The sequence below is a fragment of the Deinococcus koreensis genome (assembly GCF_002901445.1).
Classification (GTDB): domain Bacteria; phylum Deinococcota; class Deinococci; order Deinococcales; family Deinococcaceae; genus Deinococcus; species Deinococcus koreensis.
On the sequence record NZ_PPPD01000001.1, the window covers coordinates 838,965 to 852,796 of the forward strand.

Sequence of the window (13,832 nt, forward strand, 5' to 3'; positions counted from 1 at the left end):
CGACGGGCCTGGAGGAACCACGTCAGCCGCTCGATTCCGATGGGCTCTCTCCCACACCACAGGCGAGGCTTGGCGCTGCTCAGCATGACCAATTTGACTGAATGAATTGAGCGGCTCAAGACGAAGCCCATGTCACCCTGAGCGCAACGAAGGGGCTCGCGGCTCCGCTCGAACAGCGCCCGAATCGCCCATTCGGCAGCTCAGCGCGTCCAGACATACGGCGTGGTCGTCGTGACCCGGCGCAGTCCGCTGCGTTCCAGGATCGGGCGGGAATATTCGGTGCAGTCGCTGTGCAGATAGCGGACGCCCCGGTTCAGGGCCGACCGGGCGCGGGCCGCCGTGAGCGCGCGGTAGATGCCCTTTCCGCGCCACTCGGGCAGGGTGCCTCCACCCCACAGGCCCGCGAAGTCGCTGCCTGGAACGACTCCAAGCTGCCCTATGCAGACGATCTCACCGGCCGCCTCGGCCACCCAGAGTTCGAAGAGGTCTGGACTCCTCTCGATCTGCCGCAGATAACCGCCCACCCCGAAGCCGTAGCCAAACGCCTTCTCCTGCGCGGCGGCGGCCCGCACCACGTCCGGGAGGGGGTCGGGCTGGTCGTCGATGCGGCGTAGGGTCACGCCCTGGGGGAGCGGCACGGGCTGGGCCAGCAGAGCCGCCTCGCCCACCATCACCGTTTCCACGGCCTGCGCCTGGAACCCGTGAGTGCTCAGGCGCTGCGGAAGGTCGGCGGGCGCGTCGTGGCCACGGGTCTTCCATTCGAAGGTCTGGATGTCCGGGTCGGCGGCGTAGTGGGCCACGGTATCCGCGATCAGGGCGTCCAGGGCTGGCCCGGTCAAGCCGTCCAGCGAGCGGTAAGACACGAAACCCCGCCCGCCCTCCTTGCCGCGCCAGAGCGGCCCGGCCCGGTCGAAGCTCGTCATGGATACCATCTCGGCCCCCTCGCGGAGCTGGGCGTCGTAGGCGTCCAGCAGACGCTTCAGGTCGCTGTCTGGCGCAGGGTCGGGCATGGGGCCAGCTTAACGCCCCGACCAGAAGTTCGAGATTCTGATAGCGATTTTCCATTATCAATAGCGGCGCGGTATCCTGCCGGGATGCTGGGCGTCGAGCACCTGACCGTCACCTATGGCCCCCAGGTCGCCCTGGAGGACGCCACCGTGCGCTTCGAGGCCGGACAGTTCAGCGCCATCATCGGCCCGAACGGCGCGGGCAAGAGCACGCTGCTCAGGACTCTGGTGGGTCTGCTGCCCGATCACGCCGGCGCCGTGCAGTTCGACCCCGGCCATACCGCGCAGGGGTGCATCTCCTACGTGCCGCAGCAGCAGACGCTCGACTGGGCCTTCCCCGTGACCGTCTGGGACGTGGCGATGATGGGCCGCACCGGGCGGCTGGGCTGGCTGCGCTGGCCGGGCCGCAAAGACCGCGAACTCGTGCAGGCGGCGCTGAGGGAGACCGGCGTGTACGACCTCAGACACCGCCACATCGGGGCGCTCTCGGGGGGGCAGCGCCAGCGCGTGCTGCTGGCCCGGATGCTGGCCCGCAGGGGCCACCTGCTGCTGCTCGACGAGCCCCTGACCGGCGTGGACGCCGCCACCCAGGAAAGCCTGATGGCCCTGCTGCGCGCCGAGGCGAACCGGGGCCGCGCCGTCGTGATGGTCACCCACGATCTGGAGCAGGCCCGGCGCTGGTGCGACCAGCTCGTGCTCATCAACCGCCGGATCATCGCCGCCGGCACGCCGGAGCAGGTCTACACGCCGCAGAACATCGAGGCGACCTTTTCCTCCAGCCACCTCGGCCACACGCACGCGGAGGCATGAGGAGAGTGATGAGCGGGGAGGCAGGAGTGATGAGGGAGGCCGTGTCTCCTGCTCCTCCTCATTCCTCATCTCTCGTCACTCATCACTCCACCCCATCCCCAAGGCGCACCTGTGAACCTGCTCACTGACCCCCTCCAGTACGACTTCTTCGTGCGGGCGCTGCTGGCGGTCGTGCTGGTCAGCGTGCTGTGTGCGCTGATCGGGGCGTGGGTGGTGCTGCGCGGGCTGAGCTACATCGGGGACGCCATGAGCCACGCGGTCTTTCCGGGGATCGTGGCGGCCTTCCTGCTGCGCGGCAACCTGCTGCTGGGGGCGCTGCTGGCGGCGGTGCTCACGGCGCTGGGGATCGGGGCCATCGGGGGGCGGGGCGGGCTCAAGCAGGACAGCGCGATCGGCATCGTGTTCGTGGGGATGTTCTCGCTGGGCGTGGTCATGCTCTCGCGGGCGCCCACCTTCACCACCGACCTCAGCGCCTTCCTGATCGGCAACCCGCTGGGGGTCACGGACGGCGACCTGTGGGGCGCGCTGGGCGTGACCGTGGTGGTGGGCGGTCTGCTGAGCGCGCTCCAGAAGGAGCTGCTGCTGGCATCCTTCGACCCCACCGAGGCCCGCGCCGTGGGCCTGCCGGTGGGCCGCCTGAACAACCTGCTGCTGGTGCTGATCGGGCTGGTCGTGGTGCTGACCGTGCAGCTGGTCGGTACGACCCTGAGCGTGAGCCTGCTGATCACCTCCAGCGCCGCTGCCCGCCTGCTGGCCCGCTCGCTGAGGAAGATGATCGCGCTGGCGGCGGCACTGGGCACCGTGGGCGGCGTGACCGGCCTGTACCTGAGCTATTACCTCGATACGGCTCCGGGGGCGACCATCGTGCTGGTGAACACCGCCATCTTCCTGCTCGCACTGATCTTCAGACGGCGTGAGTAGGCCTGGTCAGAGGTCATCGAGCTGCGTCAGGACGCACTCCACCCCGGCCTCGACCGGCTGGGCCACATCCACCTCGATGGCGCCTACAGGCGGCTCCAGGGCCGCGAACTGGGTGGCGAGCAGCGAGGGGGGCATGAAGTGGTCGCGCGCCTTCATGCGGGCCTCGATCAGTTCGCGGGGGCCGTGCGCGAACACGATCCGGACGCCGGGCAGGTCGCCGATCAGGGTGCGGCGATAGCTCTCCTTCAGGGCGGAGCAGGCCAGCACGAGGGGGCGGCCCTCCCGGAGGTGCCGCGCCAGGAGGCCGTGCAGACCGGCCAGCCAGGGGGCGCGGTCGGCGTCGTTCAGGGCCTCGCCGCGCGCCATCTTCTCCACGCTTGCCACGCTGTGATGGTCGTCGGCATCGGCGAAGGCCCAGCCCAGGCGGACGGCCAGCGCCCGGCCCAGCGTGGTCTTGCCGGAGCCGGACACGCCCATGACGAGGATGGCGGTGGGGGGCATCTGAGCCCGATTATCGCTCCTGTCCGCCGTCCGTCACCGTGAACCAGCCGGAGCCCGCCACGATCACGCGCCAGGGATCGTAGGTGGCCTGGGCGGCGCTGCGCCCCGTGCGGGCCAGGTAATCGCGCACGACGTGGTAGCCCAGCGCGTAGCCGGCGTAGGGGGGAATGCCCAGTTTCGCCTGCTTCCCAGAGAGGCCGCCGAAGTTCTCCATGACGGCATCCCCGAAGATGTAGCCGCGCACCAGGCCGAAATCCTGCTCCAGCAGCGCGGCCCCGTAGCGGGGGGCCAGGGCGCGCAGTTCCGGCTCCCGCAGCGTGGTCGTCCAGGAGCCCAGGCTGGCCTCGCCGTGCAGCTCGGCGGCGAAACACTCGGCCAGTCCCTCGGCGACCAGGTAGGCGCCCAGCGTCATGGGGAACGTCCAGTCGGGCTGAGCGAAACGGACGTTGTGGTTGAACTCGTGCGCCGTGATGGCCGGCAGCCGGCAGAAGTTGTCGGCGCCGTCGGGCAGGGCCTGGGGCCAGACCGACAGCATGACCCAGCCCGGCGTGTTGCCCGCCCCGGTGTACCCGTCCTCGCCCAGGCCGCCCGGCTCGGCCAGGGTCAGCACGAGATGGACTTCCTGCAGGGAAATTCCGTTCTGCCCAGGGTTCAGCGCCTGGACGGCCTGCTCCAGCGCCGCGCGGTTCTGGCCGAACACGTCGGCCGCCGCCAGCGTGTCCAGCGCCCCCAGGCCGGACTCGGCGTCCAGTTCCGGCCGGTAGAGCTTCAGAGTGCGGGCAACGGCCAGGGCGGGGTCGGCCCCGTCGGCCCCCGGTGGCATGTACCGCCGTATGGGCTCCCAGACGGGCCGCAGGGGTTCCATGACCTGCTCGCGGAAGCGCTCGGGCTGGGCCTCGGCCGGACTGGTCAGCACGCCCCGCAGGGCCTCCAGCAGATTGACTTCGATGATCTCCACAGAGGTCACCTCCTGCGCCACCCTAGACCCACGCCGCGTCCGGCTCAAGCTCCGCATCATGGCCTAGTCGGGCCAGCCCGCGCTACCCTGGGCCCAACGCTTCCGGGCTCCCCGGCGTTCCCCTCCCCTGCTCTCAAAGGACTCCGCTGACGTTGCGCGCCTGACCCCTGTCCAACCGGTTTGAAGCCACGTCCCGCACAGCCGGATATCCGGCCGGGACGGCTCGCCCGATGGGGGTTCCAGAGTGCTGTTACGTGTGAACGAGGTCGCCCGGACGTTCGGCGACCAGAAGATATTCGAGGACGTGTCCGTGGAGGTCGGGGCCGGAGGGCGGCTCGCGCTGATCGGCGAGAACGGCAGCGGCAAAAGTACGTTGCTGCGGCTGATGGCGGGTCTGGACGCGCCCGACGCCGGCACGGTCTCGCTCCAGGGCTCGGTGGCCCTGCTGACCCAGCACGCCGAGGGAGGCGAGGGCAGCGTGCTGGACGGCGTGACGCCGCCGGAGGTGCGGGCAGCGGGCGAGGCCTTCGAACGGGCCTCCGAGGCGCTGGGGGGCGGAGACGAGACGGCGCTCCAGACCTTCGCCGATGCCGAGGAACGCTACCGGCAGGCCGGCGGCTACGACTTCGCGGCTCGGGCGACCTCTGTGCTGGCCGGGCTGGGGCTGGACGCCGGAGCGAGCGCGGCGGCGCTGTCGGGCGGGCAGCGGCGGCGCCTGACGCTGGCGCGGCTCCTGCTCTCCCCTGCCGACCTCTACCTGCTGGACGAACCGACCAACCACCTCGATGAGGAGGGCGGGCGCTGGCTGGAGGGCTGGATCCGGGACTCGAAAGCCGCCTTCGTGCTCGCCAGCCACGACCGGGCCTTTCTGGACGCCGTGGCGGCCCAGACCGCCGAGCTGGAACGCGGCACGCTGAGCGTCTACCCCGGCGCCTACAGCGAGGCGATGGCCCTGAAACAGATTCTGAGGGAGGCGCAGCAACGCGATTATGCGGCGTACAGGCGCAAACGCTCGGCGCTGGACGAGGAGCAGTCGCGCCGGGCCAGCAAGGCGCGCAGCGCGGGTCAATACAACCCGAAGCGGGCCAGCGACGGCGACAAGCTGCTCGCCAAGGGCAAGGCCCAGAACGCGCAGAACGTCAATGCCAGCCACGCCCGCAGGCTGGAGCGTCAGATCGAGCGCCTGGACGCGCAGGCCACCGACCGGCCCTATCAGGATCGCCGCGTCCTGCGCCTGGAGCTGCCCCCGGCGCCGCCCGGCCCCTCGGAGGTGCTGAGCGTGCGTGACCTGTGCGTGTGCCGGGGTGGACGAGCGGTGCTCTCGGGCGTGCGCCTGGACGTGCGGCGCGGCGAGCGCGTCGCCCTGACCGGCCCCAACGGCGGCGGCAAGAGCACGTTGCTGGGCGCGCTCCTGGGCACGCTGCCCGGCGCGGGCCCCATCACCGGCATGGTTCGCTGGGGCGTGGGCCTGACCCGGTACGTGGCCGGGCAACAGGGCGAGGAGCTGGCCGGTCTGGAGACGGTCGCCGACGCACTGCTGGACGCCAACCCGCTTCTGACGCCCCACCAGCTGCACGAGGTGGCGGCGGGTCTGGGCCTGCCGGGCGGCCCGGCCTTCGCGCTCGCGGGCCTGTCCGGGGGGCAGCGCACGCGCCTGAGCCTCGCGCGCCTGAAAGTCACGCGGGCGCAGGTGCTGGTGCTCGACGAACCGACCAACCACCTCGACATCCGCGCCATCGAGGCGCTGGAGGCGCTGCTGCTGGCTTTTCCCGGCACGGTGCTGCTGGCCAGTCACGACCGGGCGCTGGTGGGCCGGGTCGCCACGCGGATCTGGCGCGTGGCGGGCGGCGGGGTGGTCGAGAAGGAACCTGCCCGGCTCTGAAGCATTTGTCCGAATTACAGCGTCAGACAAACTGCGTCTGATGCTTTCATCCTCTGCTTCGCAGCTTTGCAAGCCCCAAATACTCCGGCAAATTCACTCACTGGGTTCGGTCAAAAATGAACAGCTCTTTTGACAAATGCTTGAGGTCAATCTGCGCTGGCCTGCTGTTCGCGGGTGCCGGTGGACGGAATGCCGCGCAGCACGCCCAGGATCAGCAGGGTGCCCGCCACCGAGAAGGCCGCGCCCATCAGGAAGGCGGCGCCGGGAAGGCGGAAGGGGGCGCCGCCACCGTTGAAGTAGGCGAACACGGCGGTCGACAGCACCGGCCCGACCACGCCCACCAGACTGTTCAGGCTGGTAATGGCGCCCTGCACGCGGCCCTGTTCGGTCTCGCTGACCTGCCGGGAGATCAGTCCCTGGATGGCGGGGCCGGCCAGCCCGCCCAGCGCGCCCACGACCAGCGACAGGTACAGCAGCGGGCCGCTGCGGGCGATGCTGAGCACCAGAAATTCCAGAATGGACGCGATCAGGCCGGTCATGATCGTGCGCCGCTCGCCGAAGCGGCTGATGAAGCGGCCGATCAGCCCCGCCTGCACCCCGGCGGTGAGCAGCCCGAAGAAGGCCAGCGCGAGGCCGTTCTGGGCCGGCGTCCAGCGCAGCACGCCCTCGGTGTACAGCACCCAGGTGCTGAAGATGACCTGCCCGGCCAGCCCCAGCAGCACGAAGGTCAGCGCGAGGTTACGCAGCAACGGGTACTCGCCCAGCGCCCGCAGCGGCGTGAAAGGGTTCAGGTTGCTGCGGTTCAGGCGCTTGCCGCGCGCCGAGGCCGGCAGCGATTCGGGCAGCACGAAATAGCCGTACAGCAGGTTCAGGAGGGTCAGGCCCGCCGCCACCAGAAAGGGCACGCGCAGCCCGTATTCGCCCAGCAGGCCGCCCAGCGCCGGCCCCAGGATGAACCCCACCCCGAAGGTCGCGCCCAGCAGGCCGAAATTCTTCGCCCGGTCTTCGGGCGGCGAGACGTCGGCGATATAGGCGTTCGCCACGGTCAGGCTGGCGCCCGTGATCCCGGCGATCAGGCGGCCGATCAGCAGCCACCACAGAGTGGGCGCGAAGTACAGCAGCAGGTAGTCCAGCGCCATACCCAGCAGGCTGAGCAGCAGCACCGGCCGCCGCCCGTAGCGGTCGCTGAGCGTGCCCAGGATCGGCGCGAAGACGAACTGCATGATGGCGTAGGCGGCGGTGAGCCAGCCGATGAAGCGGGCGCCGCCGGCCTCCGATCCGGCCAGATCCTTGACCAGCCCCGGCAGCACCGGAATGATCAGGCCGATGCCCATCACGTCGATCAGGACGGTGATCAGGATGAAGATCAGGGCGGCGGGGCGCCGGGAGACGGCAGGCGGGCGCATAGGGAAACACTGTACGGGAATGGGCCGAAGGGGAGTGGCGGCCTTTCTTCATGTCGCCTCTTAACGTCGCCCCGGTGGGGCCACCGCTCATCCCGGCTCCAGCAGAACCTTGCCGAGGGCGCCGCCGCTCTCGGCAAGGTGGTGGGCAGCGGCAGCCTCGGCCAGCGCGAAGCGGGCGCCGATCTCCACGCGAAGCTCGCCGCGTTCCAGGTGGCCCAGCGCAGCCTGGGTGATGGCCCGGGCCTGCTCAGGCCGGTGCTGGCGCAGGGTGCCGCCGCTGTAGCCGACCACGGCGCGGTGCTCGCGGTGCAGCGGCGCGGTGGGAATCCGCCCGCCCACCCCGCCCGCGTGCCCGAAGGTCACCAGGCGGCCGAAGCGGGCGAGCAGGCCGGCCCCGCGCTCGGCCGTCTCGCCGCCCACCGAGTCGAGGATCACGTCCACGCCCCGGCCCCCGGTGAGTTCCAGCGTCCGGGAGACGAAGTCCTCACGGCGGCGCTCGATGACGTGGTCGGCCCCGAGCCGGCGCACGAAGGCGGCGCGCTCGCCGCTCCCCACCACCCCCAGCACCAGGCCCGCCCCCAGCGTCCGCGCGAGCTGCACCGCCAGGTGCCCGACGCCGCCCCCGGCCGCGTGGATCAGCACGCTCTCGCCCGCTTCCAGGCGCGCGGCCCGGGTCAGCACGCCGCAGGCCGTCGAGAGCTGCGCCAGGGCCGCGGCCGCCTCCGGGGGCACGCCAGGGGGCAGAGGCAGGCACAGGTCGGCCTGCGCCAGCACCTGCGTGGCGTAGCTGCCCCCCACCGTAAAGCAGGCGACGCGCTGGCCGGGGGCCGGGGACGTGACGCCCGCGCCCAGCGCCTCGACGGTGCCCACGGCGTCCAGGCCGGGCACCAGCGGCAGCGTACCGCTCGGCCCGTAGCCCCCCCGCCGGGCCAGCAGGTCGGCGTGGTTGACCCCGGTGACCTCGACCCGCACCCGCACCTGGCCGGGGCCGGGCCGCGGGGTCGGCCGCTCCTGCCAGGTCAGGACCTCGGGGCCGCCGTGCTGGTGAACGACGATGGCGTGGCTCATGCCACCATCAAAGCAGAAAGAGCCGCCCCCAGTGTGGGAGCGGCTCTGGTCTGGTCGCCGGGCGTCTGGTGGCCTGGAAAGGATGCGCCCATGAGCATGGGCCCGTCACCCCTTCCAGGCTCACCTGACCGGGATCAGTAGAACTTGGTGATGCGCTCGACGGCGTGACGGTGGTGCGGGAAGCCTTCCTCGGCGCGCTTGCCGATGGGCAGCAGGCCGGCGAACTGCACGTGCTCGGGCAGGCCCAGCAGCTCCTTGACCTTGTCGGGCTGGAAGCCGAGCATGGGCACGGTGTCGTAGCCCAGACCACGGGCGGCCAGCATCACGAAGCCGAAGGCGATGTTGGCCTGCGACAGGCCCCAGGCGCCGCGCTGGGCAGTGTCCTGTCCGCCGAAGGCGCCGTTGAAGGTCTTGCGCTGGCCGGTGCGGCCCTCGTCGCCCATACCGGGGTGGGCGGTTTCTTCCACGGTGTTCAGCGTGTCTTCCATGTCGGAGTACACGACGATCACGGCGGGGGCGTTGGTGACCTGGCCCTGGCCATAGGCCGCTTCCTGCAGCCTGGCCTTCAGTTCGGGATTCTGCACCACGGCGAAGCGCCAGGTCTGGGCATTCCAGGCGCTGGGCGCCAGGCTGGCCAGACGCAGGATCTCGTGCAGGTCGTCCTGGTTCATGGGTTCCTGCACGTACTTACGGATCGAGCGGCGGGTCTGGATAGCCTCGCTCACGCTCAGGGCTTCGGTGGTGGGGCGCTGTTCGGTCATCGTCATGCCAGGAGGCTATCAACATCACTTTAGAAAGTCAATCGATGTAACTTCGGTTCCACTTTAGGATGCGTTTAGGTGTAGAGTATCATCATGAGCACTGAGCACACTGGATTCTGCCCGGTTTACCAGGCTATCGGCGTGTTGCAGGAGAAGTGGGTGCTGCACATCGTGCGCTCCCTGCTGGACGGTGAGAAAGGCTTCAACGAACTGGCCCGCGCGGTCGGCGGCTGCAACTCCGCCACCCTGACCCAGCGCCTGGAGCATCTGGAAGCCCTGCAGATCATCTCCAAGCGCACCGAGGACACCCACGGCAAGCTGGCGCGCAGCGTGTACACGCTGACCCCCGCCGGGCGCGAGCTGCAGGGCGTGATCGACGCCATCGACACCTGGGGCCGCAGCCACCTGCAACAGAGACTGTCCGAGCACTCACTTCCCCAACCGCAGAGCGCCTGAACTGGCCCCTGCCCCCCACCGGCGCCCCCGCAGTACTGAGCGGGGCGCCGCTTTTCTTGTGATCCGCTCAGCGGCGGAGACCCGTTCCCCCCATCTGCGACCTGGGATACTGACTCCATGATCGCCTTCCTGCTGTTCATCGTGCTGCCGCTGCTCCTGCTGGTGGTGGCGTGGCGGATCAGGCCGCTCGTGCCGCGCGACGAGCACCAGACCGACCCGCTCGGGGGCAGTCTGGCAGCGGGCGGGATGTTCGGGAGTCATGGCCTGGAAGCCGACAGGGTCAGCGTCCGTGAGGAGACGGAGCAGGTACGTTTCCGGCTGGATGACCTCAAGGAACGTGAATAGACTCCCAATCTGCAGCGGGCGAGCGGGGCTTACGCTGACCACATGAGCCTGAAAGACAGCTTCACCAGAGACGAGTGGTTCAAGGTCATGACCGGCCCCGGCCGGGCGGGCGCGGCGGTCGTCACGGCCAGTCCCAGCGGGCTGACCGGCCTGCTGGCCGAGGCCCAGGCGATTGCCGCCAGTGTGCGCGAGAGCGTGAGCAGCGGGGGCCGCACGCCCCTGATGGAAGCCATGGCCGCCGACCTGCTGGGCAAGGCGCCCGATGCCAAAGAGCTTCAGGAGATGGGCGGCGAGCGGGCCAGGAATATCGAGGAGGCCAAGGCGCAGAGCATCGAGGGCGTGCGTCAGGCCGTGTGGCTGGTGTCCAGCAAGGCCAGCCCCGAGGATGCCCAGGCCTACAGGGACATGCTGATGCAGGTCGTGGAGCGCACGGCGCAGGCGGCCAAGGAGGGCGGCTTCCTGGGCATCGGCGGCGAGCAGGTGAACGACAAGGAACGCGCCGTGATGCAGGAGCTGCAGAGCGTGATCCGGGGCCCAGACAGCGGCGCCTCCCTCTCCCCCTCTCTGGCCCCTTCCCCGGACGGCAGCGGCAACAGCAACTGACAGAAGGAGCCACCTTGAACCGTAGGATGGGTCATGACCGACCCTCCTGCGGTTCGTTTCATGACGGTGACAGCGCTGGGGCGAGCAGATCGTCACTCTCCTCTCGTCAGCGCTTCAACCAACTGCACCTCCTCAGAATGTGCTGTGATTCCAATTTCGGCTATACTTATGGTGCCCCTGGGGCGAGTTGCATGACAAGCGGGTACAGAGAGGCCACTCCTCGATCAAGAGGAAATGCAAAAGCCGTCGCTCTAACGACGGCCAACGCAGAAAGGTGGTGCTCTGTATGCACAGAAAGCCTACCAGAAAAAGGAAGTGGCCTCAACCCAAGCGCGTTCTGGAGTGGCTGGCGGTCTTGACCGCCCTCACGACCCTGATCAAGCTGGCGGTTGAGGTGTTCCGACTCCTCTCCTGACCTGAGCCTCTTGTGCGTGCCCGCCGCGTTTCAGATCCGCCCTGTGGGTAAAGACCCCTGGCTCCTCAACGGGCTGGGGGTTTTTCGGTTCATCCTGTAGACTGCCTCCAGCGCGGAGGCAACTGGCGCTGAACGTGGGCAGACCACGGGGAAGCCTCCGGGAATACACCTGATCGCGCGCCTGGGTCGAACGTCCTGCCTGTTGGGGTGAGGGTGTTCGTGGACTTCAGGGAGGACGGCCATGGCAAGACGGGCACTGATCTCGGTGAGCGACAAGACCGGCGTGGTGGACTTCGCGCGGCAGCTCGCCGAGCGCGGCTGGGAGATTCTGAGCACCGGGGGCACCTTCGCCGCCCTGACCGGGGCAGGCATCGCGGCGCGGCAGGTGAGCGACGTGACCGGCTTCCCCGAGATGTTAGGTGGCCGCGTGAAGACGCTGCATCCCGCCATCCACGGCGGCATCCTGGCGCGGCGGGAGGAGGATCACCTGGCCGAGCTGAGTGCCCAGGGCCTGAGCACTATTGACCTCGTGTGCGTGAACCTCTACCCCTTCCGCGAGACCGTGGCACGCGGCGCACCGTTTGATGAGGTGGTCGAGAACATCGACATCGGCGGCCCGGCCATGATCCGCAGCGCGGCCAAGAACCACGCGGGCGTGCTGGTGCTGGTCGACCCGGCCGACTACGCGCTGGCGCTGCAGGACGAGGTCTCGGGGGCCGACCGCCAGCGACTGGCGGCCAAGGCCTACCGCCACACCTCCGAGTACGACGCGGCGATCACGGCCTACCTGGAGGGCGCGTCCGACGTGCTGCCCACCGCGCTGCCAGACACCCTGAGCCTGAAGCTGAGCCGCGTGGCCGCCGTGCGCTACGGCGAGAACCCGCACCAGCCCGGCGCGGTCTACCGGCTGGGCGGGGCACGCGGGCCGGTGATCGACGCGCGGGTGGTGGCGGGCAAGCCCATGAGCTTCAACAACTACGCGGATGCCGACGCCGCCTGGGCGCTGTGCCAGGAATTGAACGTGCAGGAGGCGGCGCTGCCGGAACACGCGGCGGTGTGCGTGGCCGTCAAGCACGCCAACCCCTGTGGCGTGGCCCTGGCCGGTGATGTGAAGACCGCCTGGGAACGGGCCAGAGACGCCGATACGCTGTCGGTGTTCGGCGGCGTGGTGGCGGTCAACCGGCCGGTGGATCTGGCGGCGGCCCAGGCCATGCGCGGCACCTTCCTGGAAGTGCTGATCGCCCCGGACGTCACCCCGGACGCGGTCGAGTGGTTCGCGGCCAAAAAGCCTGACCTGCGCGTGCTGATCGCCGGCCCCAGCCAGGACGTGAGCGTGCTGGACGTGCGCCCGCTGACCGGCGGCTTCGCGGTGCAGGAGAAAGACGCGCGCCCCTGGGACGACCTCTGCCCGGAGGTGGTCACGACCCGCCAGCCCACCGAGCAGGAATGGCTCGATCTGCGCTTCGCCTGGGCCACCGTGAAGCACGCGCGCTCGAACGCGGTCGTGCTGGCACGCGGCGGCGTGAGCGTGGGCCTGGGCGCCGGAGCGGTCAGCCGCATCTGGGCGGCCGAGCGGGCCGTGGAGAACGCGGGCGAGCGGGCCCAGGGCGCCGTGCTGGCCTCCGAAGCCTTTTTCCCCTTCGACGACGTGGTGCGGCTCGCGGCCTCGGTGGGCGTAAACGCCATCCTGCAGCCGGGCGGCGCCAAGCGCGACCCCGAGGTCGTGGCCGCCTGCAACGAGCTGGGCCTGAGCATGGTCTTCACCGGCTCGCGGCACTTCAGGCACTGAATGCAGAGGGCAGAGGGCGGAGGGCAGAGGGCGGAACCGCAGGCCCTGAGCGGTAAGGGGCTGGCCGAGGACGTCATGGCGGGCGTGCGCGCTGCGCTGGCCGAGTGGGCGCAGGCTGATCCGCCCTTCCAGCCGCATCTGGTCAGCGTGCTGGCGTCCAGCGACCCGGCCTCGGCCGTGTACGTGGACGCCAAGGCCCGCCGCGCCCGCAAGCTGGGCCTGAGCTTCAGCGTGCGCGATCTGGGCGCGGGGGCCACCCAGGACGAGTTGCAGGGCGTGCTGGACGAGCTCTCGCAGGACGCCGCCGTACACGGGATCATGCTGGAACTGCCGCTGGCCCCCGGTCTGGACGCCGAGGAAGCGCTGCTGCACGTGGCGCACCGCAAGGACATCGAGGGCCTGACCCCTGGCAACCTGGCCCTGATCGCGGCGGGCCGCGAGAGCGAGGCGCTGCTGCCGCCCACGCCTCGCTCAGTGCGCTTTTTGTTGCGCTCGGTACTGGGCGACGACCTGCGCGGCCTGCGGGTGGCGGTGATCGGGCCGGGCCGCACGGTGGGCCGCCCGCTGACCTTCATGCTGAACAACCGGGGCGTGACGGTCACGCTGTGCAACGAGCACACCCGCGATCTGGGCGGGGTGCTGGCGGGTGTGGACGGCGTGGTGATCGCGGTGGGGCGGGCGGGGCTGCTCAGGGCGGAACACGTGCAGCCCCACCACGTCGTGATTGACGCCGGCATCAACGTGCGGGAGGGGGGCGGGGTGGTCGGGGACGCGCTGCCCGATCTGCCGGTACGTGCCCAGTCGCCCGTGCCCGGCGGCGTGGGGCCGCTGACCAGCGCGCTGATGTACCAGAACCTCGTGCGGGCCGTGAAGCTCCAGCGCGGGGAGCGGGTGGAGTAGGCCAGGGGTG

14 protein-coding genes and 1 riboswitch are annotated in these 13,832 nt (G+C 70.0%); of the genes, 8 read left to right on the forward strand and 6 right to left on the reverse strand.

What is annotated here, in order from left to right:
* Window positions 1-200: 200 nt before the first annotated feature.
* Complete coding sequence (locus CVO96_RS03935; RefSeq protein ID WP_103310564.1) at window positions 201-1,010, reverse strand: GNAT family N-acetyltransferase; 810 nt, start codon at window positions 1,008-1,010, stop codon at window positions 201-203.
* Between the two features lie 84 nt (window positions 1,011-1,094).
* Here CVO96_RS03935 and CVO96_RS03940 point away from each other — a divergent pair, with 84 nt between their 5' ends.
* Window positions 1,095-1,817: a manganese ABC transporter ATP-binding protein MntA gene (locus tag CVO96_RS03940; RefSeq protein ID WP_103310566.1), complete on the forward strand. Its 723-nt coding sequence runs from the start codon at window positions 1,095-1,097 to the stop codon at window positions 1,815-1,817.
* A 111-nt stretch (window positions 1,818-1,928) separates the two neighbouring features.
* The gene (locus CVO96_RS03945) at window positions 1,929-2,738 is read left to right on the forward strand and encodes a manganese ABC transporter permease MntB (protein WP_103310568.1); all 810 of its coding nucleotides are present in this window, start codon (window positions 1,929-1,931) and stop codon (window positions 2,736-2,738) included.
* Window positions 2,739-2,744: 6 nt separating this feature from the next.
* Here the strand turns inward: CVO96_RS03945 and CVO96_RS03950 are convergent, their stop codons facing one another.
* Window positions 2,745-3,239: a gluconokinase gene (locus tag CVO96_RS03950; RefSeq protein ID WP_103310570.1), complete on the reverse strand. Its 495-nt coding sequence runs from the start codon at window positions 3,237-3,239 to the stop codon at window positions 2,745-2,747.
* 10 nt (window positions 3,240-3,249) lie between these two features.
* Window positions 3,250-4,197, reverse strand: a complete 948-nt coding sequence (locus CVO96_RS03955; protein WP_103313286.1) for a DUF2268 domain-containing putative Zn-dependent protease — start codon at window positions 4,195-4,197, stop codon at window positions 3,250-3,252.
* 244 nt (window positions 4,198-4,441) lie between these two features.
* Here CVO96_RS03955 and CVO96_RS03960 point away from each other — a divergent pair, with 244 nt between their 5' ends.
* Window positions 4,442-6,079 carry an ABC-F family ATP-binding cassette domain-containing protein gene (locus CVO96_RS03960; protein ID WP_243398152.1) on the forward strand — a complete coding sequence of 546 codons (1,638 nt, stop codon included), beginning with the start codon at window positions 4,442-4,444 and terminating at the stop codon, window positions 6,077-6,079.
* Window positions 6,080-6,225: 146 nt separating this feature from the next.
* On the opposite strand, the gene CVO96_RS03965 is transcribed toward CVO96_RS03960, so the two are convergent.
* From CVO96_RS03965 to CVO96_RS03975, 3 genes are all read right to left on the reverse strand, one after another.
* On the reverse strand, window positions 6,226-7,485 hold the full coding sequence (locus tag CVO96_RS03965; protein WP_103310573.1) for a TCR/Tet family MFS transporter: 1,260 nt from the start codon (window positions 7,483-7,485) through the stop codon (window positions 6,226-6,228).
* Window positions 7,486-7,572: 87 nt separating this feature from the next.
* On the reverse strand, window positions 7,573-8,553 hold the full coding sequence (locus CVO96_RS03970; protein ID WP_103310576.1) for a quinone oxidoreductase family protein: 981 nt from the start codon (window positions 8,551-8,553) through the stop codon (window positions 7,573-7,575).
* A gap of 134 nt (window positions 8,554-8,687) precedes the next feature.
* On the reverse strand, window positions 8,688-9,320 hold the full coding sequence (locus CVO96_RS03975) for a nitroreductase family protein (protein WP_103310579.1): 633 nt from the start codon (window positions 9,318-9,320) through the stop codon (window positions 8,688-8,690).
* 87 nt (window positions 9,321-9,407) lie between these two features.
* On the opposite strand from CVO96_RS03975, the gene CVO96_RS03980 reads away from it, so the two are divergent.
* The 5 genes from CVO96_RS03980 (at window position 9,408) to CVO96_RS04000 (ending at window position 13,822) form a co-directional block, all read left to right on the forward strand.
* Window positions 9,408-9,770 carry a winged helix-turn-helix transcriptional regulator gene (locus CVO96_RS03980; RefSeq protein WP_103310581.1) on the forward strand — a complete coding sequence of 121 codons (363 nt, stop codon included), beginning with the start codon at window positions 9,408-9,410 and terminating at the stop codon, window positions 9,768-9,770.
* 117 nt (window positions 9,771-9,887) lie between these two features.
* Window positions 9,888-10,115 carry a hypothetical protein gene (locus tag CVO96_RS03985; RefSeq protein WP_103310584.1) on the forward strand — a complete coding sequence of 76 codons (228 nt, stop codon included), beginning with the start codon at window positions 9,888-9,890 and terminating at the stop codon, window positions 10,113-10,115.
* A 42-nt stretch (window positions 10,116-10,157) separates the two neighbouring features.
* Complete coding sequence (locus tag CVO96_RS03990; protein WP_103310587.1) at window positions 10,158-10,718, forward strand: hypothetical protein; 561 nt, start codon at window positions 10,158-10,160, stop codon at window positions 10,716-10,718.
* A 523-nt stretch (window positions 10,719-11,241) separates the two neighbouring features.
* Window positions 11,242-11,327, forward strand: a riboswitch (ZMP/ZTP riboswitch).
* A 47-nt stretch (window positions 11,328-11,374) separates the two neighbouring features.
* Window positions 11,375-12,922, forward strand: a complete 1,548-nt coding sequence (gene purH / locus CVO96_RS03995) for a bifunctional phosphoribosylaminoimidazolecarboxamide formyltransferase/IMP cyclohydrolase (protein WP_103310589.1) — start codon at window positions 11,375-11,377, stop codon at window positions 12,920-12,922.
* Window positions 12,923-13,822: a bifunctional 5,10-methylenetetrahydrofolate dehydrogenase/5,10-methenyltetrahydrofolate cyclohydrolase gene (locus CVO96_RS04000; RefSeq protein WP_103310591.1), complete on the forward strand. Its 900-nt coding sequence runs from the start codon at window positions 12,923-12,925 to the stop codon at window positions 13,820-13,822. It abuts the gene before it with no gap.
* Window positions 13,823-13,832: the final 10 nt, after the last annotated feature.

Coding starts and splice junctions, on each gene's coding strand:
- CVO96_RS03965 (WP_103310573.1), bottom strand. CDS start 7,485: ATGCGCCCGCCTGCCGTCTCCCGGCGCCCCGCCGCCCTGATCTTCATC.
- CVO96_RS03935 (WP_103310564.1), bottom strand. CDS start 1,010: ATGCCCGACCCTGCGCCAGACAGCGACCTGAAGCGTCTGCTGGACGCC.
- CVO96_RS03975 (WP_103310579.1), bottom strand. CDS start 9,320: ATGACGATGACCGAACAGCGCCCCACCACCGAAGCCCTGAGCGTGAGC.
- CVO96_RS03980 (WP_103310581.1), top strand. CDS start 9,408: ATGAGCACTGAGCACACTGGATTCTGCCCGGTTTACCAGGCTATCGGC.
- CVO96_RS03970 (WP_103310576.1), bottom strand. CDS start 8,553: ATGAGCCACGCCATCGTCGTTCACCAGCACGGCGGCCCCGAGGTCCTG.
- CVO96_RS03990 (WP_103310587.1), top strand. CDS start 10,158: ATGAGCCTGAAAGACAGCTTCACCAGAGACGAGTGGTTCAAGGTCATG.
- CVO96_RS04000 (WP_103310591.1), top strand. CDS start 12,923: ATGCAGAGGGCAGAGGGCGGAGGGCAGAGGGCGGAACCGCAGGCCCTG.
- CVO96_RS03950 (WP_103310570.1), bottom strand. CDS start 3,239: ATGCCCCCCACCGCCATCCTCGTCATGGGCGTGTCCGGCTCCGGCAAG.
- CVO96_RS03985 (WP_103310584.1), top strand. CDS start 9,888: ATGATCGCCTTCCTGCTGTTCATCGTGCTGCCGCTGCTCCTGCTGGTG.
- CVO96_RS03940 (WP_103310566.1), top strand. CDS start 1,095: ATGCTGGGCGTCGAGCACCTGACCGTCACCTATGGCCCCCAGGTCGCC.
- purH (WP_103310589.1), top strand. CDS start 11,375: ATGGCAAGACGGGCACTGATCTCGGTGAGCGACAAGACCGGCGTGGTG.